Source organism: Marinoscillum luteum, from assembly GCF_044005705.1.
In the GTDB taxonomy this organism is placed as follows: Bacteria; Bacteroidota; Bacteroidia; order Cytophagales; family Cyclobacteriaceae; genus Marinoscillum; species Marinoscillum luteum.
In genome coordinates this window covers 294,278-316,723 of the sequence record NZ_JBIPKE010000017.1, presented here as the reverse complement: position 1 = coordinate 316,723, position 22,446 = coordinate 294,278, and the positions used below count along the sequence as shown (strand labels likewise).

Below are 22,446 nucleotides of genomic sequence, written 5' to 3'. Positions count from 1 at the left end.
TTAGCTGGTTTTCATTCTGGCCCTCAATCTATCGCCCTCAATCAGTTCATCAATGTCGATGAAATAGACCATCTCACCCTGAACCTTTACTAGTCCTTTTATGTAGGTTTCATCCAGAGAGGTTTCGGACAGATTGTCAATAGTAGACTGAATGGTATCTCCGGAAACCTTCTGATTGGACGGGACCTCAGGCACCAAAATCCCCACGGTAAACCGCTCCGTACTCACTACCATGGTATAGGCTGAGCGGGTCTTGATGTCTTCACTCGCATCAACCAGGCCGAGCTTATCGGCCAGGTCCAAAATAATAATGCCCTTTCCGCGAATGGTGGCGATCCCTTTGATGTATTTGGGCGTTTGAGGCATCTTAGTAATGGGGACGCTGGGCACTACTTCGTTGACTTTGGATATTTCCATGGCGAATGACTCCTGTCCAAGCTGAAACACAATGAGGTGTACGTGCTTGCCTTTGAGGGAATCGATCTCTTCTTTGAATCGCTTATGAAGCTCAGACCTGCGGGCCAGCTCCTCCTGAGTAAGAAACCAGGACTGATCCGCTGACTCCACTTTTTCAGCGCCTTTTTTGGCTTTCTTCCCCTTATCTTCCGTAGAAGGGTGGGCGCTTTTTTTCTTAAGGTTGCGTCCTGCTGTCATATTGTATTCTGATTGCTCACCATTTTTAATCTACAAAGAAATTAGTCGATATCTGCCAAAATCTCGGGGTACTTCTTCTTAATATCTGCAAGAAGCTTTACGTTATCCTCAATATTAATACCTATTTCACTTTGAATATCCAAAATTCCCCAATCTTCAATCTCCGGAAGATAGATTGGAGCCTTCTTGTCTAGCTGATAGGAGTCACCATTTGATGTTTTCACTTTCACGAGTCGTTGCACGGCCTTTCTATCCTTAATTATCTGTACTTCATCAGCCCAATCTTCACTGGATACTTTTGTGCCATTGGCGCTTGTCAGGTATTTTTTACCATCCGGCGTTTTCACCAGCACGGTATCATTAACATGCTTCAGTACCTCACCGAAAAAAGCCTTCTGCTGTTTGAATAGCTTTGAATTGTCTCCCTTACCTGACTTCACCAGTCTCTGTAAATTTTCAAGCTCAGCCTCCTGTTCCTCAGATTTGATCTGGGCCAACTTCAGATCCGTGATGTCTCTGGATATCCCAAAGGTGCCAACGATCTTTCCATCCTGATCTTTCAGTGGCAGCTTGGTAGTGGATACAAAGGTGGTAGTGCCATCCTTTTTGTCTTCTCTCTCTATTTGATTCAGTAAAGGCACTCCTGTCTTGATGATGGTTTGTTCGTCGTTAAATGCTTTCTTAGCATGGTCTCCAAAGAAGTCAAAATCTGTTTTTCCGGTAATCTCACTGACATCTTTTACACCAAAATTAGGAGCCATGGATTCGCTCACTCTGAGGAAGTGTCCCTGAGTATCTTTGAAGTATATAAAATCAGGCATGTTATCGAGTAATGTCGCCAACAGCCTATTCTCCTCTTCGAATTTGAGCTGGGCAATCCTCATTTCGGTAATGTCTCTTGAAATTCCGAAAGTGCCTATGATGTTTCCATCCACATCTTTCAACGGCATTTTAGTCGTAGATACATACTTGAATTCGCCGTTTTTAAGGTCAGCTCTTTGAATACTGTTAATCATTGGGATGCCTGTCTCCATGATCTTCTGCTCATCCTCATAAGATACCCTTGCATGTTCTCCATGAAAATCAAAATCACTCTTGCCAATTAATTGCTTAGGGTCTTCCATTCCAAACCTCTTGACATGAGAAAGGCTGTTGCGGATGAATTTACTCTCTCTGTCTTTGAAGTAGATAAAATCGGGAATATTGGAGAGCAACGCATCCAAAAGACTTTTCTCCTTTTCGTAGGCCTCACGCATCTGAAAGAGGGCGTTATTCTCCTTGGCCTGGCCGGAGAGCCTCACCATGCTGATACCCTCTTTGAATTCCATGGCGATTTGCGCCAGGTTTTGGGTCTTATCATTGTAACTGCCCATACCGGATGAAAGCTCAGTGGCCGAACTGGCCACCTCTTCGGTGCCCGCTGCGGTCTGCTCCGCTATCACCACGATGCTTTCGGTGATGGAAACCACATTGTTAATACTCTGAATCTGATTCTGGGCGGCATTGAGAATTTCTTCTGAGAATCGCAGTGTTTCGGTGGAGGAATCGAGAATTTCCTTAAAGGACTCAGCGGCGGATCTGGAAGTTTCCTCACCACTTTTCACTACCATATTCATATTGGACATCACTTTGGCAGCCACTTCGGTGTCTGTCTGCACGTCACCAACTAATATCTCTATTTCCTTGGCCGACTTTCGGGAATCCTCGGCCAGTTTGCGGATTTCTTCGGCTACCACTGCAAACCCGCGACCAGCATCGCCCGCCTGTGCTGCTTCGATGGCCGCATTTAGTGCCAGCAGGTTCGTTTGTGAGGCAATTTCGGTGATCACGCTCAGCGTTCTGGAGATATCCTGAGACCTCTGGGTGAGCACCTGAATTGATTGGTTTGTTTTGGTGGAGTACTCCGAAATCTCTACCATGCTGCTCACCACGCCATTCACTATACCAATTCCCTTCTCACTGCTTTCAGCACCGATCTTTGCGGCGTTGTTGATGGCTTCAGCCTTCTGCACCATCCGCTGAGAGGCCTGAAGGATTTCTTCAACCAGGCTGGATGACTCATCTACTTTGGCCAGCTGGTTTTGAGCTCCGCTACTCATTTGCGCAATGGCAGAAGCAATTTCGTTGGTGTTGGAATTCATCTCCTCACCGGTCACTCGCATTTCACTTGTAGACTCCTCAATGGTGAGGACATTTTGTGAAATCTGATGAAGCAGCCCATCGAGGTTATCTAGTGCCAGATTGAGATTATTGGTGATTTTCAGAATATCTCCCTTGGCCTCCTCCTTGTATCGATGAGTGAGGTCACCGGAAGCCATGGCATTGACGATCTTATTGATGGAATAGAATGGCCTTGAAACATTTTCCAACAGCTCATTAATAGAGTTGCCCAACTGGAGCCAAATACCGGATTTGTTTTGATTGTCAATCCTCACATCCAGCTTGCCCTCATCTCCGGCCATACTCACTACCTCATCCACACCACCGAGCATAGTGCGCAGGTTGTCTCTCATGTCCAGCAATGACTGTCCCAATAGGTCATTGTTGCTTTTCAGACTAAACTCCGAATTCAGGTTTCCCTCTCTGATCTCATTGGCCAGTCCGGCGGTATTTTTCAAAAACACCAGGTGGCTATCAAGTGCTCTGGAGATATGACCAATTTCATCCTTCCTGTTCTCTGTTTTCAATTCCCGAAAATCAATGTCCAGATTACCATCAGACATCATATTAATTCGTTTGATAATCCTGTAAAGCGGATAATGGACATACCTAAAGATAAACCTCATCCCCAAGTAAAACTGCAGGATGATAATGGGTGAAGCGTACAGAAAATAGGCAATCCCGTACATGCCGGATGCATAGGAGACTATGCATAACTCAGCGGAAAGTGCCACGAAAAAAATACAAATTCTAAAAAGAAAAGATCCTTTAAAATTGAAGTAAATAGCCAAAGCGCTCGCTAGCAAAATAGCACCTACAAAGCCTGTAATCTTTAATAATTCTATCATCTGTTGGGTTGGGTTGAATTCAAAACATGGGGAAACTGATCTTTACAATTCACCTATGACGCTATTCGGTTTTCACCTCAATCATCTCCAAAATATCGACCAATATGATCATTGACTTGTCCTTTTTGACAATGCCTTTGATGAAGTGATCTTCGGGTGCGAGGTTATTGATCACAGCGGCACTGGTATTGATTTGTGAAGATTGCACAAGGAGGGTATCAGGTACCTGCCGTACAATGAGGCCAGCCTGATAAGTATCATCCTTGATCACAATGATGAACGCCTCCTCCAAACCCTCCATTGCCGGGGCCTTTGGATTGATCCTTTTTTCAAGGTCAATTACGGCGAGAACATTACCCCTTACATTGCCTACACCAAGTATGTAATCCGGGGCCTGAGGTACGGGCGCAATTTTGGGAGCCTTCACCACTTCACGCACTTTTTCAATGGGAAGTGCGTAGCGCTCACGCCCTACCGGGAAAACCACGAGTACTTCGTTTTTTTCCACCGCTCCAGTCTCTGAAATCTCCTGATTGAGCTTACCTAAAGCGGCTGCTTCTACCCAACTCTTTTCTGGCTGAGCAATGCCATGTGACTTTGTAGAGTCTCCGTCCACCATTTCGCTGTGTTAAAATCTTGTCTATAGGGATGTGTTCACCAGGACCACATTAATTCAAATCTCAAATGGCTTGTCCCATGGAAACCCAATACTTTGAGTGACCTATTATTTCCATATTTTTTGATATTAAAAAATAATATTTGGCTCAAACCACACTATTCAAACATTCGTAAAATAGCAAAATGATAAATTTCACCTGCTAAAAAACCTAAATATTTAAGGAAAAACTTATCCTCTCAAACGAAATTTACTCACCCGCTCTATAAGCTCAGCCGCCACGTCTGATAAACTCTGAGATTTCTGCACGTAGCTCTCCATCCCTGCTGATAATTCTGTCGCAGAACTGGCCACTTGTTCGGTGCCAGCAGCCGTTTCTTCGGCAATTACCACCACTGATTCCGTAATGGTCACCACATTCTTGATGGACTCAATCTGCTGCTTCACACGCTTGCGAATCTCTTCAGACATGAGTAAAGTATGATTAGAAGAGCTTGTGATTTCATTGAAGGCCTCTGAGGCGAAGTTGGTGGCATCCTCACCACTCTTCACACTGGCTTTCATCATTTCTATGGCGGATGCCGCGGTGCTTACGTCATTCTGTACGTCGTTTACCAGCTGCTCGATTTCACGTGCAGATTTTTTAGAATCTTCTGCCAGCTTCCTGATCTCCTCGGCCACCACAGCAAACCCTCTTCCGGCATCTCCTGCCTGGGCTGCCTCGATGGCGGCATTCAATGCCAACAGGTTGGTTTGAGAAGCTATTTCAGTAATCACTCCGAGCGCACGTGATATTTCATTGGAGCGCCTGGTCAATACCTGAATAGAATCATGTGTATCAGATGAAAATGCGGCAATGTCACGCATACTGAAGCCTACCTTTTTCACAAGGCTCTGACCTTTTTCACTATTCTCCACCCCGCCTTGTGCGGCTTCATTTATGTTTTCTGCCTGCTCACCCATTTCATTGGAAGACCGCAAAATTCCTTCTACCAGGCCTGAGGATTCATCTACTTTTACCACCTGATTTTGAGCTCCATTGCTCATTTCAGAGATGGATGAAGCAATCTCCCGGGTATTATAGGTCATCTCCTCACTCACCGTTCGCATCTCTACTGAAGACTCATTCACTATGGTGGCCATCCCGGCTATGTTTTCGATCAACTCATTGATATTATCCAGCGCTTTGTTGAAACTAGAAGCCATTATCTGCACATCTCCTTTGGCCTCTTCGTCATATCGCACTGTGAGATCACCTGCAGCCATTGCATCCACCATGTTGTTGATCTTATTAAAGGGTAGTGAAATGGAGTCCAACAGGTTATTTACTGAATCACTCAACTCTTTCCATGCACCATCTTCCCAGTCGGTCTTCATCCTGGCAGTCATCAGTTCTCCGTTCTCACCAGCATTCTGGATCACCTCGCGAGTTTCCCGACTTACGGTTCGTAGGTTTTCGCGCATGCGCAAAAGGGAGATTCCAAGCATATCGTTCTTGCCCGAGCTGGCAAATTCGGTATCCAGATTACCCTTCCCAATCAAATGAGAAAATTCGGCCTTTCGGATCAGGTCATCCATCAGTTCGTTGGCAGCAGCTGCCAATACCCCGAGCTCATCTCTGGATTGAATATTCAGTCGGTTTTCGGAGGACAGATCCCCCTCAGCCAGCTTGGTAAGCAAGAAACTCGATTTTTCAAGAGACTGAGCAATGGCAGCGGAGATCTTATAGGTAATAATCACCAGTACGATGAGACCTGCCAACCCAACAATCAGGGTAACCATAAATACCGCATTGAACTGGGCAGTAATCTCTGAAACGGGAACCACAAAGCCTGTAGACCAGGGAAAGGAAGATCTGCCAATGGGAATAGCTGCAAAGGAAACGTACACCTGCTCGCCCAGATCTTCATCATACACCGTATAAGAAAAAGAATCTCCATTTTTAATTCTCTCCCTCACGTTGTAAGGGCTTTTCTTCACGATACTTAAGGTATCCATCGATTGGCTAAACAGACTCTCATTTTTATGAGAGATAATAACACCCTGATTGGAAAGGAGAAAAGCAAATCCATTGTCGTAATAATCTACCTCAGTTACCCCCTTGAAATCATCTACCGTCATATCAGTACCGATAACGCCGACAAACTTGCCATCAACCTCTATGCTGACTGTAGGAGATATTCCCAGCAGTGAGTCCGTAGCCCCAGACGAATAGTCGTAATCCAGATACCAGTATGGTTCTGAAAGTTTTTCGCTGTGATCACGATTGTATTTTAGAAACCAGTAAACTCCCGATGTTGGATCTCCATCAAGGTTGGCAAGCTCACCCGAAGAGTTCAGTTTGCCATCTCGCATGTAAAAGTTTTTCCGCTCTCGCCCGTATGGCTTGTCATACCCGTCCTCTATGGCCCATAGCTGCCAACTCATCCAGGTAGCATCATATTTAGGGTACTGTTTCAGGATATTTACCATCAGCTTTTTACGGAGCGTATCACGAATCGGCCGCTTCATCGAAGTGTAGTCTTTGATGATGTCTGCCATGCTGCGAGCTACGGCCATGTCTTCATCCAATATTGCCTTGATCTCATTAGCCTTCTGCTGAGCGTAGGAGTCGGCCAGTTTCTGTGCCTCGTCTATGGCATTGGCTCTCAATTGAAAACTTATATACCCCAATGAAATGATATAGACAAGGACCGTAACCCCCACTATAAAAATCATCATCTTCCTCCTGATGGTCAAATTAAAGTTCATACCTAAAAGCTTGTATTTTCACATGGAGCAAGTTGCTGGTTGCTCATTTATAAAAGAAGACATTTTAGCGGACAATTACACCACAATTAGACCTATCCCGAATAATTCCATTATGAACTGGACAAAGGAGGGGACGAATGATTATTAAATCAGAATCATTTGATTGCATTCAGTAATAAAATAGCAACACCCTAGCTAGTTTATTAGCAAAGCCTCATCTATGATCATATCGTTCAATGGGCCCATACAACCCATGATTATGCCTGAGTATGCTCAATCTCCTCGCACAGCCGTTGATACCAATCCTGACCAAATCTTCTGATCAGTGGGTCCTTCAGAAACTTGTATACCGGCACCGAGAGTTTTTCGCCCAGTTCGCAGGCAGGGGAGCAAATGTGCCAGCGGTCATAATTCAATGCCAGAAAATCGTGAAGTTTGGCTACTCTTATGGGGTACAGGTGGCAAGAGATCGGCTTCTGAATAGAGGTCTTCCCATCCCGCCAGGCTTGCTCTATGCTGCATTTCAATATTTCCTTCTCATCATAGAAGGCAAAGGCACACTCCTTATTATCGATGGTGGTGGTACTAAAATCCCCTTCTTCATCCAACAAATAGGCACCATTGGCCTCCAAAGCGGCGATTGCCTGAGCAGACAGGTAGGGCTTTACCACGTCAATAACTTCCTCCATATCAGCCAGCTCATCTTTATCCAGAGGAGCGCCCAGGTCGCCCTCCACGCAGCAGGCACCCTTGCATTTGTCAAGGTCGCAAACGAAAAATTGCTCCTTGATATCGTCTGAAATGAGTGTTTGATCTATCTGTATCATGCCTTCTTGTTAACTCCACAAAGGTATTCCAATGCCAGTTCAAATTGATTAGAAATATTTTTTTCTGAAAATCCAAACCCTTTTAACCATTCTCGCGTTATCCTTGTACTTACATATATGTATGTACATTAAAATTAACTAAAGAAACACAAAACAAACCATGTTACAATCAATCGTTTTATCATTAGCCATGTTGGTATCTTCAGGTGAAGGGACTGAGGCAAATTACAAAGTAGACACAAAAGCCAGCACTGTAGAGTGGTTGGGCAAAAAGGTGACCGGACAGCACAATGGACTGGTCAACCTGAAGGAAGGCTCATTTGAATTTAAAGATGGGGTACTGACAGGGGGTACTTTCACTGTGGACATGACCACTATAGTAGACTCTGACATGACAGGCGAATATAAAGACAAGCTGGAAGGTCACCTGAAATCTGACGATTTCTTTGGTGTAGCCAAGTATCCTACTTCCGTTTTCACCATTACCAAAGCGGTACCACAGGGGCCAGGCAAATACAAAGTGGTTGGTAACATCACCATCAAAGGCAAAACTGAAGAAATTCAATTCCCGGCTACTTTGGAAGAAAAAGATGGCAAGGTGACTGGCACAGCTTCTTTGACCATTGACAGGTCAAAATTTGACGTAAGATATGGATCAGGCAGCTTCTTTGATGACCTGGGGGATAAAACCATCTATGATGACTTTGAACTGACGGTGAACATCGTAGCGAGCAAGTAAAAATCCAAATAACAGTTAGCCCCAGATTACCTGTACCAGGTGATTTAGGCTGCACAAAAAAGCCTCGGAAAATTCCGGGGCTTTTTTGTTTAAAAGATTTCAAATATTGAGAAGGCTGAACAGTGAATTTCGGCATATTCAAAACTTCCAGTCCTCGTTAACGTCCACGCGTTTCTGAATTTCATTGCGCATTTTTCAATTCCTGATCTATGGCCATAAACCATTCGGTCGCCATCAATTCAGCTCCTTCATCTTTTGGGTGTACTTTATCAAGTAAGCAGTGTATCTCCCAGTTAAAATCTTTGGCTTGATCGACAAGGGTTACAGGTAACCCTCGTTCCTTCATCTGAGCTCCTAATGATCGAATTTGCTCATTCAATGCTGGAATATAAGAGTACTTGGGTAGCTTCCCTGCTGTAATTACCTGAGCGACAAAAATTTTCACTCTTGGGTTCATTTCAGTGATTTTCAGGATCATGGATTTGTGTGCGGTTATGATTCCTTCTATCGGATGCTCACTCGCAAAATGATTATGCCCTGCATGAAGTAAAACTATATCCGCAGTATATAGTGAGTAAATACTATCGATTTGAGTATCTAAATATTCGGCATTTTTTCCACTGAAACCTGCATTCATGATATACGCGGAATCACTTTGATGAGCATTCGGTCCGATAAATTCAATGGCATAACCTGCAGAATCTAATTTGTGCTTGAGTGGAAGTAAATAGCTCCTATTGTCTCCCTTCCCTTCAGTAATGGAGTCTCCCAAGCCTAATATTGTATAATTCATTTGCCTCTTTTGGATACAGCATACCAATAAGATGGAAATACTCAACAGAATAAATGACTTTATCATTGACAGATATTTTTATTTTCAAATGGAGTTATAGTACTCTTCGAATTAGGACGAGTCAGTACATATTAATCCCTGCCAATTACTGCATTTACCCAATCACGCAGCACACCTCTTTCTGGAATGTTTTGCAAAACCCATCTCGCATCGTGATTTCGGTATGGAATGGTCAAATATGTGATATCTCCACCGATCCCTGCTTTTTCAATGTAAGCTTTAGTTGCAGCTGGACCTCCATTTTCCTGAATGATCAGCTGTGGTTTTCCGTTCAATCTATCCAGCCTGGATAGCGCAGAAGTATTGTCACTGTTTGGGTAACCCCACTCACGTACCCCATCATAATGACTAAATGGAATTGCCCCACTCCAGAGGTTAGCAATTTGGTCGTTGTGAAGCCCGATATAATTACATGCAATAGCGCCACGAGAAAAACCAGTAACAACTACTTTTTCTCTATCTCCACCATATTTTTCACAAATATCCTTTACGGTTTTGATGGTGTAGTTAACTGAGGCCTCCACATCCCCCCACCAGTTGAGCTGGTTCACCTGACCATCATTACTCACAAACGGTAATACGACCCAAATAAAATCTTCACCTCCACAAATACCATATCCCAGGCTTGCATCATCAGGTTTTCCTGAATTAGCATCACCATATTTATTGAGATATGGCCCATTTCCAGGGTATTCAACTATGACAGGATACTCCTTGCCCACCTCCCAGTTTGATGGCAAGTAAAGTGTGTGGTAAACGTCAGTTTCAGCATATTCAGGGAGAATTTGCTTTACCCGCCTACCTGCGGCTGGCTGTTCTTCCGTAAGTTCTGGTACTTTCAGATCAAAGGGAACATTTCTGATATCCGGAAAATTACTCCACGAAGTAATGCCATCTGCATAAGTGAAATCAGTCCAGTTATCTGTTTTAAAAGCTGATGCAGGTAATCCTTCACTGTTGAAAAAATTGGGTTCTGCGGCATTATGCCATGCAAACCTTACCGCTTGTGGTTCTTTTACAAACGGTGAGCTGACTACTACATCGTTGCCATTGACAAATGCATTTCCCTGATAAAACTTCTTATCACTGCCTGCGATCGTGAACCAACTCAGTTCTTTATAATTATCTCTAATTCCGTTCAGTACAAAATCGAAGGCTAACCGAATGGTATTCCCTTCGATACTATGACTTTTGTATTTCGGGCCAGAAAATACCTTATCCTGCTGCCCATAACATTGATAAAGAGCCAGATTGGCAAGCCTTTCACCCACGGGCTTTTTATTGGTCGGGTGTATGTCATCTACATCGCCGACATCAGTTGTCACTACAAGGCCTGTATTTTCAATGTTGTTGGTAATCTGCAATTGTGCTTCACGAACTATAGCTGCACTGTATTCATCTCCAGATTCTTGCTGCGGTGTGCTGTAGTTGTAAGGTGGTAGTTGAACTATGTAAAAAGGCATATCTGGATTTTCAAACCCTGCCCTATATGAGTGAATCATTGTTTCAAGTGCTTCAGCATATTGACTAGCTCTCACACAATTGGACTCTCCCTGATACCAGACCACCCCCCTAATGGTATAAGGTTGCAAGGGGTAAATCATCGCGTTATAGCACCATGCTGGATTTTTAGATTCTTTCTTGTTGGTGTAGTTGTAGTAATGATCCGCCAAGAACCCTTTGGACAGTAATGCCTCCTTACTCATAAAAGCCTCAATGGTCGCACTGCCGAAGGCTGCACTAATTAGGCCAATCGGAGTGTTGGGAAGTGACGTACTTAATGCTCTTCCATAATAATAAGCCACGGCTGAAAAGTCTTTTACTGATAAGGACGAGCAAGCTTGCCACTGTACCTGTTGGATATTCTCTCTGGGTTCTGCAGCAGTAATTGATGGTACTTTGAATAATCTCAAGGAAGGGGTACTAGCATTGGCTATTTCTGATACCCCATTATCGTCAAACCTTAAACGGAATGCCATATTAGACTGTCCAGAAAGCAGCCACACTTCACCTACCAGCACATCTTTAAATAGAATCGTATCAGTGCTTGTGCGCACACATACCGTCTGTGGATCGAAAGATGCGGTTGGTGTTTGGATTCTTAGCTTCCATGATCCATCACTGGTGGCGTAGGTACTATCTGCCGCACCCCACAATGTTTCTACGATAACCTTTTGACCTGATACAGCCTTACCAAAAAAAGCCACACTGTCCTTTTGTTGGACTACCATACTGTCTCCAAAAATGCTCGGTAATTTCAGCTCATGGCGCTGCTGATCTAGCAGAGGCAATGCAAGTGCACTTACGCTCAGTGCATATGAGTATATGATTAAAAGTGAATATATCTTTTTCACCATTCGATTAATTACACAGTTTAGATACTGATTATTGTTTTTTGAAATAGTCTAAATTCCATGAATCCTTCCATGTAATGGATATCCTATCATTAATAAAATTGATAGGTAGCCAGATGTATAAATTATCATAAGGATGATCTGGCTTGTTGATATCAAAAAAGGCAATATATGCATCTTTGAGTCCTTCTACTTTCACCACATATGTGGACTGACCTCCGTACGTTTTATCAGGACCTAACTCATTATAAGGATTTATTCCCTTGCAGGGGTTTCCATGATATTCCCAAGGACCATATAACGATTGACTAGTAAAATATCTCGCAGCATTTGGTGCCCAACCTGTAGAGCCAGACGATAGCATGTGGTATAGACCATCCTTTTTAAATAGAGCAGGAGCTTCTGTATTTTTTGTAATACCATCCCCAACTTGATACAATCCCTCTGGTAGTAAGTAATCTTCTCTCATCTTGCCGATTACAAAAGCCTTGTCAGGTTTTCTGACCGTAAGGTGATAGAGGTCGCCATTATCATCTTTGAACATGGCAAAATCCCCAGTTCCATTTGGCGAGTTTGCGCCTAAGAACTTGTGCTGATATTCAAAAGGTCCAGATGGACTATCTGATACTGCCACTCCTACATAGGCCACCGCATGTCCCATTCTACGAAGATATAGTTTGAAAAAAAGGACAAACTTCTTGGTCGTACTGTTATAGACTACTTTGGGTCGATCCTGATTGCAATCGAATGATAGGTCACTCAAAGTATCTTGCCTATCAAGATTTAAAATCATTCCTTGATCATGCCAATCAACAAGATTTTTTGAAGCATAGCAATGAATACCACCATCGGCGTGTTCCTTTTCGGAAAGTCCTTTTACTTTCTCTTCTCCATACCAGTAGTAAATTCCTTGATGGAAAATAACACAACCACCATGTGCGTTAATTCGCTCTCCTTTAGAATCCAGCCAATGGACGCCTGACTTTATCTCTGAAATGTCCTTCTCTTGTGCTTTGATAGCGGTGATCCAGCAACCCAAGATAATAGTAAGAATCAAGAATTTTTTGACCTCATTTGATCGTTTGGTTTTATTTTTCATCGGGTTTGGTACCTCACGATATTTAAACATTCATCCAAATGAAAGGAGGAGTTCCTTAAGAACCTTAAATTCAAAGAAAGGGCGATCCTATGGATCGCCCAATTGCTCCCACCAATGGGACCCATCTTAGTTTATTACTCGACAATCAGTTTCCGAGAAATTATCTCGCCACCAAGCTTAGTTATTTTGAAAAAATATACTCCATTCTCCACCTGCTTGAGTTTCAGAATTGAAGAAGTATCCTCAGTCAATCGTGTTTTCAATACGCTTTTACCTGAAAGATCTGTAAGCTCAACTATTGCTCCATTTAGACCGGACCCAACAATGTTAATTTGATCTCGAGCTGGGTTCGGGTAAAACGTGAAAGCACCTTTATTGTCTACCATGTCTTCTGCTTCGATATTGTTGGAGGTCAATAGTCGAGAACTACTTGTATCCAGGGCATACTCCAGCTGCGGTCTGTCTTCTGCATTTGAAGTCTCTTTGGAATGATATAGAACGTAATGCTCTGCAGCGTTGGCATCTGATACTCTTAGGCTCAAGATGCCATCAGTTTCATTGTTTACTAAGGATGTCACGTCAAACTCAATCCACCCACCTGCAGAAGGCACTGTTTGGGTACTGATGAGGCTGGAAGCTGATGGTTTATTGTTCCAGGTGATCCCTGATTCTGTCCAGCTATCGGTAGCTACGGAATGCAAGCTATGGCTTGCTCCAGCGTCATCGGTGCTCACTTTTAACCTAATTGTAGCTGTAGATACTGCTCCTGAAATCGGACTGAGGTCAAACTTCAAGAAGCTCATCCTATCATAATTGGCATTACTTGACTCCTTGATCCCCAATGCAGTCGCAGTTCCAAAATTGTTATTAGCGTCGGTTCCTCCTTTTACGTAAGCATCTGCTGTAGGTACCAAAGGATCAGGAGTAGTGCTTAGCTGATATACTAACTGTGGCCTATCATCGGTATTTGTTGCTTCCAGGGAATGGTACTGTACATAATGTTCTGCAGCATTTGCATCTGATACCTGCACACTTAGTGTACCATCCGTCTCATTGTTTACTAGGGATGTCACATCAAACACAATCCACCCACTTGCAGAAGGGACTGCTTGGGTGCTGATGAGACTGGAAGCCGAAGGTTTATTGTTCCAGGTGATCCCTGATTCTGTCCAGGTATCGGTAGCTACGGAATGCAGGCTATGGCTTGCTCCAGCGTCATCAGCGCTCACTTTTAACCTTATTGTGGCCGTAGATACAGTCCCTGAGATCCCACTGAGATCAAATTTCAGAAAGCTCATCCTGTCGTAGTTGGCATTGCTGGATTCCTTGATTGCCAACGTAGCGGCAGTTCCATAATTGTTATTAGCATCGGTTCCTCCTTTCACATAAGCATCCGCTGAAGGAGCGATGATATACGAGGTTGAAGTAGATGTATCTGGAAGTGGGCCAGATAAATCATAGAGTACCCATTGCGTACCAGTAGAGGTAGAGTCCGTCTCTAATGTCGCGTAGGAAGCATTTACTGAAGCTCCTTTCAGAAAATAACCACCACTAAAACTCTTCAAAAAATAGGTATTTGAGTCTCCGGAAACTGGAATCGGTTTCCACATCATAGAACCCCACGCAGTAACTGGATAGACTGTAACTGGCACTCCGTCACCTGATGTGGGGGAGTTATTTACATCATATGCCCGCAGCGCTCTATTGCTATCAATATTCCTGATGTAATAGTAGCCTAACTGTGTAGAAACAGGTGAAAACTCCCACGACTGTTGATCAGGAGAAGTCGTATTTAAAGCTTCGTGGGTCACATTGGCATGATCACCACTGGTATTGGATGAAGTAGGGTCATAGCCTCTAAGGAAATTACCAAAATCTTTATTTTTCAGACGGTAAACAGAATCAGCGTCTTCATTAGTTACATTATACACATCCCATAGTTTGACGAACTGTGAGAAACCATTGTAAGTATTATTCCTGATTAGCGCATTACCTACCTCGTCCAATTCAATGGGTGGCAAATTGGTAGCAGATGTAGTACTGGTGAATTCGTTATCTTCAATCACCAGGTTCGTCAAATACATATTTGAGAAGTCATTACTAATATTGAATGCACTTATGTAGCCATATTGGTTGCTTTTGTAGTAGTTACCTTCCCAAGCACAGTCGACATATTCATTACCTGAGAACGTTAGATTTCCGCCAGTATGATTTCGTGAAGGATTGGCTCCCAAGCGGACTGGAGAATACATGATGTTTTCGTGATAATTATTAGAAGAAAACACATTGTCACAGAAGTAGAGCTCCGATGCTCCACCTATACTCTTGAAAGTACTATTTCGGACAATCACTGTATCGGGGCTCAAACCTCCCGGAACCAAATTCGTGCTTGTATTTACAAAAGATGGAATATCCTCGGATGTAACTACACTGTATATACTTCCTGCGGAGCTATGACTTACATAAGAAGCACTTTGTACCTCTACCTTATGCCTTACATTGTCATCATAAAAATACATGGGCTCATTTGTGGAATTAAAGGATCCCACACTCTGATCTGTTAGGTATTGAAAATTCCTGGAGTCAGTTAATGAGTAAACGTCCGCAGCTGTGCCTGTCACCACGTATCCATCCAAGCGAGCACCTTTTATATACATATTCTCAGACACGAACTCACCTGTGTTTCTTGAAGCATGGACTCCATCGCGTGGACTCATGGAAAAGCGATCATTCTCAGGTCGAATTTCAAGTTCATTAAAGTATAAGTTGTGGTTATAAGAAATGAATAATGCAGACCTAAGTGCAGTATAGATATGTACATTTTCAAGGTGAACATTTGTATTACCTGTCAAGTAGACTGTGCCTCTTGCATTCCAACCATAGTGCCATGAAACGTAATCACCTACCGAAGCTTTGCCATAAAATGCGTTACCCGTTTTCACACACTGCATCGTTCTGGCCCCGGCATCCAGTACTGTAAAGTAATGACCAGCATTGTCACCATAAGTGACAGATGGTTCACCGATCTTCAAAATCTCTTCTCCCTCATTAACTTCATCCCAGGTCCACACATTGGCCGATGCCACAGGACATCCACCTTCCACTGGATAGCCATCTACAATCTCAACCGTAATTGTAGTGCTGTTGATAGAAAGCACCTTACCAACCGTGTAATGAAGCTTATTCTTGAAGGCAACATTCTCAATTTTAACTCCGCTATTGTTCCTTGCATCAAGGATTGAAACTCTATCATATGAACCTGATATCGACTGATTGGGATAAAACAATAGGTCTCTATCAAAAATCGTTGTAGGCTCACCCGTTGTTCCATCAACCGCTCCCCTTAGCGTGATATTTGTTTTCCCAGAGACTCTAATGTGAGCCTCTGCTCCGGTCAAAGTACTCGCCCGAGATGAATCATCTGGGGCCGAAAAATTATATGTCCCAGCTGCAAATACAACTACCGTATTGTTGCCAGCTGCATCAATAGCTGCCTGGATTTCGTCCTCATCATCGATACCATCATCTGGATAAGCACCATAAGCTGATACATTGATTGTTCCTCCTGATTCACTAATTGAAAAGGTCGGGTATCCCTGACCAAAAGCAGTTCCATAAGAAAAAATAAATAGCGCTGCCAAGTACCTGCCTATTGAAGGTGCCAACCCAAGCTTATTGAATAAGTCAGTGGTTCCCTTGAACCAAGGGCAATAATTTTTTGCTTCCATCTTCTTATATTTAGTTAGATATTAATTTCAATTCGGTTGCTCAATAGCGGAGGTTTGACACACAATCCATATTAGAATCAAATGTCAAGTTCTCTGTTGATCCTCTTAATTATCATCACTTAACTACTTCAAAAGGTCAAATAAGGGCGACCCCTGGGGCCGCCCATTGCTACCCTTTTACAAGTAGCTGCCTTAGTTCCGTTCATTCTCCTAAAATCTGCCATGTGACTTTTGGAGAATATTGTTCACTCAACCCTTGATCAATTCAAGTGCACTATCTAATGAATATCTCTCACCAGGTTTGGTTTCAATCTCGATCAGCCTGTCCCTGTACTTAAGTTTACAAGTGCCTCCCTTTTCAGAGTAAATGATTGTACTTTTTAGTTGACCTTCGTCCCACTCTATATCCACTTCGAAAGCTCCTCTGGCACGAAGACCTTTCACCTGACCTTTTTCCCAATTATTCGGCTTGGCAGGTAATAGTTCTATATAACCTTGATGACTCTGCATAAGCATTTCAGCCATCCCGGCCGTGGCGCCCATATTTCCCTCTATTTGAAAGCAAGTAGTATTGCCTCCCATCCGAGGATGCGTATCAAAGAGATTATGAAGTGTTGTTCGCTCCAATAGCAGCTCCAATTGCTCTCTGGCCAACTCGCCATCCTGCAGTCTTGCGGCCAACCCGATCAACCAAGCTCTGCTCCAACCTGTCCATCCCCCATCGTTATCCAACCTTCTTTCAACTGACTTTCTAGCCGCTTCAAAAATTTCAGAATCAGAATCCTCAGTGATTTCATTGCCTGGAAACAGCCCATAGAGATGAGACAAATGCCTATGTCCTGGATTTACTTCCTCAAAGTCTTCTAACCATTCTTGTAGTTGCCCGTGCTTACCTACCTGATAAGGAGACAATAGATCTCTTGTATATACAAACTCCTTTCGAAGTTCTTTATCTACTCCTAGAATCTCTGATGCTTTGATAGCATTGTCCAATACTTCAAAGGCAATTGCTCGTGACATGGTTGTTCCCAAACTAATATGGATTTTCTCCTTTTCGGGATCATCGGATAGATAAAAAGCATTCTCAGGAGAGTATTCAGGGCCCGAAACCAAATATCCCCGACCTGGGTATTCCACCATATGATCCACATAAAACAGAGCTGCCTCTCTGATATAGGGATATGCCTTCTCCGCTAAAAATTCTTCATCCAGCGTGAATGCATAGTGTTCCCAAAAATGTTGCCCAAGCCACCCCGTATAGCCATTCCATTTGCTATATGTACTTCTCGGGCCCCAGGGAGACATGCTATTGTAAGCTATTCCGCGTGATCCATAAGAAATTTTTGACACCTCCTTTAACTTATCCATATCAGGAAGTATAAAGTCCAGGAGCACCTCATGTGACTCGGACAGATTGCATACTTCAGCCGGCCAATAGTTCATTTCAATGTTGATATCTGTGGTGTAGTGACCAAACCACGGTGGTAACAGACTATCATTCCAAATTCCTTGCAACGAAGGTGGAAGGGTACCTGCCCTTGAAGAAGCGATCATCAGATACCTACTGTATTGAAAATAGAGCGCATACAAATCATTATCACGTGGAGTCCCTGGCTGGACTCTCGGATCTTTGATACCTTGCTGATGAGCTATGATCCTTCTATCAGTAGACATGGAGGAATTCTTTGTCTTTTCCATTTCAAATTTTACTCTGCTGTATAGTGATTGATAGTCAGCTACATGTCGATCGTAAATTTCTTGATAAGAATAGGATGATACTCGCACTAATTGCTCTCTCGCGACTAAGTCAGGCTTTAAATGATTATAGTCTGTAGCAGCAGTAATAAATATGGTCACGGCATTTGCTCTCTCCACTTTGAACCCACCTTCAATAGGTATCTTCTTGCCTCCTTCATTGACGAGTTTAAAATGAGATACAAAGTTTACCCCTTCAGGGTCCGCTTTTCCGCTAAAGCTAAAATGATCCTCTCCTAAGACCTTAATGATTGGATCCGGGGGCCGGGTGATACTCGCCACCTTGGCTCCCAATTCTGCATCATACCGATACATATCATCCTTGACATCAACACGTCGCGTCATTTTGCTCGAAACTGATATCTTACCTGGCTTGTCAGCAGTAAGTCGCACTATAATCGCTTGATCAGGATAACTAGCAATAATCTCTCTTTTGAATGTTACATCATCAACTTTGTAAGTAACAGTAGCGACAGCATTGGTTATGTCAAGTGATCGTTTATAATCATAAGGAATAGACTCAGAGGAACCAAAGTGCAAATACAGGTCAGCTAGCGGTTTATAAATACTCCGTCCAGTATACATGCCTTCGATCTCCTTTTCTACCAACTCAAAACCCTCAGGAATCTCCAAGTCTTCGAGGGAAAGTCGATCTGCCTCGGCATATTTCCCTTGAAAAATCAACTCTCTTTGTTTTTCAATCAACAGCTGAGTCTTTGAGGTTGCCTTAACCGGCTTAAATGGGAAACTCCAGATCGTTTCTTCGTTAAGCGAAATTCGCTCTCGGTCTATTCCTCCAAAAACCATCCCCCCCATTCGACCATTTCCTACAGGCAAAGCCTCTTCCCATTCACGAGCCGGAAACCGATACCAAAGCTCTCTATCACTGACCTGTGCCTGGGTCATGAATGAGATTAACAAGTAGAATATTATGGAAGTAGTTCTTAGCATATTAGCTTTTTTTATGTGAGAATCTAGACCTGCTTTCGCATTCAATTCTCATCCTCATGTTTATTGTTCTTGTCATTCTATTTTCTTCTGAAAGCCCCAGCAAAAGTCCACTTTGATCATTCTCAAATAGAGTAGTGAATTCAAAAGTTATAGAAGGGCGACCCCTGAGGCCGTCCGTTGCTACCCCTTTCAAATAGCTGCCTTAGTTCCGTTCATTCACCTAAAATCTCCCATTCGCTTTTGGAAACAGGGCCATTTATACTTTTGCCTTCAACTCGGAATTCTAATTTGGATCTATCTAGCGGAATGGTGAATTCAAATGGATAATCTTGATCTGAAATAGTCTTTTCACCACCATCGGCATCCTTGTAAGTCAATGAAACACGGGACCAGACTGAATCATCATCCTGCAGATAGATATAGGCACTTTGTGCGTACTCACCGAGGTTAAAGACCATGGCTCTGGTATTTCCAAAAGCCAGTTCTTTGTAGCTATTTTTAATCTCTTTTGTACTTGCCAATACTGACTGCTGAAACCCCTTCTTTAGTTCAACCCCATCAATAACTATCGCTGTGATGCCATCTGGGGAAACCTCCACATCAAAAGAACCTGATGCAGAAAATACACCTTCATCAACATTATCCTTCCAAATTTTTCCAGTGAAACTGGTTTTCTCAACATATTCAGGATTCAATGTTACCTGTGCTTGTTCTGCCTGGCTGCTTTGGTTGGTAAAAGCGATGTACAACTTACCGTCTTTGCGTGCCGTTATGTAGTTTAACTCAACATTATCTACGGTCAATAGCTTCCTGGGCATCCACAATTGCACTCCTTTTTCTCCGTAAAACTCCCCTTCTTTAGCTCCATAAAACTTATTTCGCAGGTAAGCATAGCCTTCGATGTATTCGGCCGGAAAATGGATCGCTCCTTTCGAGCGGACAAATACATCTGTAACCAGATAATCTAAAAGCATGGAGGCCATCGGCATAATGTGGTTGTAATGAAAAGAGTTTACACTCAATTCCTTATGCTCATGATAGGGATAGTCCTCTTTCTCATAAGCTGTAGTCCTGGCAGTATTGATATGATAACCTGGGAAATTGCGATAGCGTCCAATAATAGCAGATTTAGCGATTTCCTTTAAGAAGACATCATTGGTATAATATCCAAGTCGGAGCATCCACGGGGCGTAATTGGCCATGAAGATAGCACGATGACCATTGCTCGTTCCAGACGATTCGGGTGTAAGACCTATTTCAGACAATCGCCAAGCCTCAACACGCTCTTCAGGATAATACATTTGTTCATGTCCTTTGGAACGCAGGTACCAGTACAATGGAGCTTTCCCACCTTCGTTCACTAAAATATTCGTATCGGGAATCCTTGGAGACATCCAGATAAACATGGCATAATGCCGGGCCCCATCTCTCGCTGCATTGAGAAATGCTTCGTCCTTTGTGATCTCATACAGTTGGGTCAGCTCTATCCAACGATTGGTAAACCCAGTCCAAAAGAAAGGACCTCCCGATAATGGGTCCTTAAAATCACCTTGCCGCTTGTCTACTCTACGCTCTAAGTATGCTTTAGCACCTTCTACCGCTTTATCAATGTGCTGCTTGTCCCCTGTCGCACTATAGAGATGCATATAATTCATCCAGTTTTCACCTGTTTCTGCTACATCTAGATTACGTACCCGAGCTTTGGTCAATTCCGTCTTGGCCAATTCGGCAAGAAAATCATTTGACTGCCCAAAAATATTATACAAAGCCACTAGCTCAGAGATAGGAGCAATAGGCCCTGTAAGTTTTCTGGATGGGTGTTGGATTTTTTGTTCTGGATCGAGGCTGAAAAGAAATTTCTCTCTTGACATCATATATTCCATCATTGGATAGGCCTTGGTATCAAATACCTCCTGATCATCAGTGACCAAAGCGATTTCCAGTGGATTAAGACTTGATACATTTTTCACAGCTCCGGGAACATCTGTGGAATAGGCGAATCCTTTGAGCGAATCCACATAGCGCGAATAATCAGACTTGGAGTACTCCACTATGTTTTCAAAAGTCTCATTGAGCGAAGCGAATTCATTGTGCCGGTAATCTCTAAAATCAAAAAACTGTCTTGCAATTTTTTCATAAGTGCCTGTAATGGACTGCTGCTCTACCAGTAAGTATGAAGAGAACGAAAAGACATCTCCAGGCTTCATCTGAGACTCCTGACCACCCAGCACCGGAGCAAATAGCTGTGGTTTAGCCTTTCCATCAAAATCACGCAGTACAATACCAAAACGACTGTTATCAACCAATGGTAATGGATCAAAAGGAAACTCCTCTGGAGCAGCTAAAACCCCTATGGTATTTTGGCCGTCATTGACCATTGTAGTTGGTATTGGACACCTGAGCGCCAAGGTCATATACGAACTGGTAGGAAAGCGTTTTTCCTGCCAGATAAGCGGCTGCCAGATTTCTTCAACCTTGTCCACATTAAAAGTAGGTGCACCAGAGTAACCTACTGAAAAGTAGCCAGCGACCTTTGGTATCAATGAATAGCCAAGTAATGGATATCCATTATCGGAATAAGTTACCGAGGCTTTCAACGCAAACAAATCATGCTCTTCGAATTGAAAAACAACACTGTCTCCTCTCTCTAAAACTTCAGATGCCTCTTGGATGATATACTGTCCTGATTTATAGAAATTTGGTGTGCGATTTTCTTTTTTAGCATCTAAGACACTGGGGTCGAAACCATCACCTGCCTGGCTCTCATCTCGCTCTATATCCGCAAGGTCCCCTTTTTCTCCCTCGTGAGTAAGCCAGGTAATGACATTGTATGAAACTCCGTCGATTCCGGACTTTCGCATGGCCAGCTTGGGGTCATCCGCACGATACAATACTGTAAACTTCGGCGAAAAGATATACTCCTGGTCCCCTGAAGAAATTACTATCTTTTCATCTCGAACAGTGAACCCAGCACTACCCTCATTTTTCCCACAGCTAACCAACTGTAGCAATACGCTTGCAACCACTAGGTATCTAAAAAACACATTGATGATATCAGACATTTTTCCTTAATTATTACAGTTATGGTGTTGTTGACTATTCATTCCAAAT

Annotated in this window: 12 protein-coding genes; 1 reads left to right on the top strand and 11 read right to left on the bottom strand. The window is 43.1% G+C overall.

Translation table 11 applies throughout. From position 1 onward, the window contains the following. The 5 genes from ACHKAR_RS12580 to ACHKAR_RS12560 all read right to left on the bottom strand — a co-directional run bounded on the left by ACHKAR_RS12580 (position 1) and on the right by ACHKAR_RS12560 (position 7,856). Positions 1 to 654 (bottom strand): chemotaxis protein CheW, encoded by a 654-nt coding sequence (locus ACHKAR_RS12580; protein WP_395417660.1) that lies wholly within the window; start codon positions 652 to 654, stop codon positions 1 to 3. 41 nt (positions 655 to 695) lie between these two features. Continuing rightward, a complete protein-coding gene (locus ACHKAR_RS12575; protein ID WP_395417659.1) occupies positions 696 to 3,662 on the bottom strand; it encodes a methyl-accepting chemotaxis protein in 2,967 nt (988 codons plus the stop codon). Between the two features lie 61 nt (positions 3,663 to 3,723). Then, positions 3,724 to 4,281 carry a chemotaxis protein CheW gene (locus tag ACHKAR_RS12570; protein ID WP_395417658.1) on the bottom strand — a complete coding sequence of 186 codons (558 nt, stop codon included), beginning with the start codon at positions 4,279 to 4,281 and terminating at the stop codon, positions 3,724 to 3,726. Positions 4,282 to 4,509: 228 nt separating this feature from the next. Further along, positions 4,510 to 7,029 carry a methyl-accepting chemotaxis protein gene (locus ACHKAR_RS12565; protein WP_395417657.1) on the bottom strand — a complete coding sequence of 840 codons (2,520 nt, stop codon included), beginning with the start codon at positions 7,027 to 7,029 and terminating at the stop codon, positions 4,510 to 4,512. Between the two features lie 257 nt (positions 7,030 to 7,286). Then, entirely contained in the window at positions 7,287 to 7,856 is a 570-nt protein-coding gene (locus ACHKAR_RS12560; RefSeq protein ID WP_395417656.1) for a DUF3109 family protein, read from the bottom strand. 160 nt (positions 7,857 to 8,016) lie between these two features. Between ACHKAR_RS12560 and ACHKAR_RS12555 the strand changes: the two genes are divergently transcribed. Next, entirely contained in the window at positions 8,017 to 8,595 is a 579-nt protein-coding gene (locus tag ACHKAR_RS12555) for a YceI family protein (protein ID WP_395417655.1), read from the top strand. A 181-nt stretch (positions 8,596 to 8,776) separates the two neighbouring features. Here ACHKAR_RS12555 and ACHKAR_RS12550 read toward each other — a convergent pair whose 3' ends face one another. The 6 genes from ACHKAR_RS12550 to ACHKAR_RS12525 form a co-directional block, all read right to left on the bottom strand. Then, complete coding sequence (locus ACHKAR_RS12550) at positions 8,777 to 9,388, bottom strand: GDSL-type esterase/lipase family protein (protein WP_395417654.1); 612 nt, start codon at positions 9,386 to 9,388, stop codon at positions 8,777 to 8,779. A 131-nt stretch (positions 9,389 to 9,519) separates the two neighbouring features. Then, a complete protein-coding gene (locus tag ACHKAR_RS12545) occupies positions 9,520 to 11,805 on the bottom strand; it encodes a sialate O-acetylesterase (RefSeq protein WP_395417653.1) in 2,286 nt (761 codons plus the stop codon). A gap of 28 nt (positions 11,806 to 11,833) precedes the next feature. Continuing rightward, positions 11,834 to 12,901, bottom strand: a complete 1,068-nt coding sequence (locus tag ACHKAR_RS12540) for a family 43 glycosylhydrolase (RefSeq protein WP_395417652.1) — start codon at positions 12,899 to 12,901, stop codon at positions 11,834 to 11,836. A 134-nt stretch (positions 12,902 to 13,035) separates the two neighbouring features. Next, positions 13,036 to 16,629, bottom strand: a complete 3,594-nt coding sequence (locus ACHKAR_RS12535) for a CBM96 family carbohydrate-binding protein (RefSeq protein WP_395417651.1) — start codon at positions 16,627 to 16,629, stop codon at positions 13,036 to 13,038. A 249-nt stretch (positions 16,630 to 16,878) separates the two neighbouring features. After that, the gene (locus ACHKAR_RS12530; RefSeq protein WP_395417650.1) at positions 16,879 to 19,335 is read right to left on the bottom strand and encodes a glycoside hydrolase family 95 protein; all 2,457 of its coding nucleotides are present in this window, start codon (positions 19,333 to 19,335) and stop codon (positions 16,879 to 16,881) included. A 212-nt stretch (positions 19,336 to 19,547) separates the two neighbouring features. Continuing rightward, the gene (locus ACHKAR_RS12525) at positions 19,548 to 22,397 is read right to left on the bottom strand and encodes a glycoside hydrolase family protein (protein WP_395417649.1); all 2,850 of its coding nucleotides are present in this window, start codon (positions 22,395 to 22,397) and stop codon (positions 19,548 to 19,550) included. Positions 22,398 to 22,446: the final 49 nt, after the last annotated feature.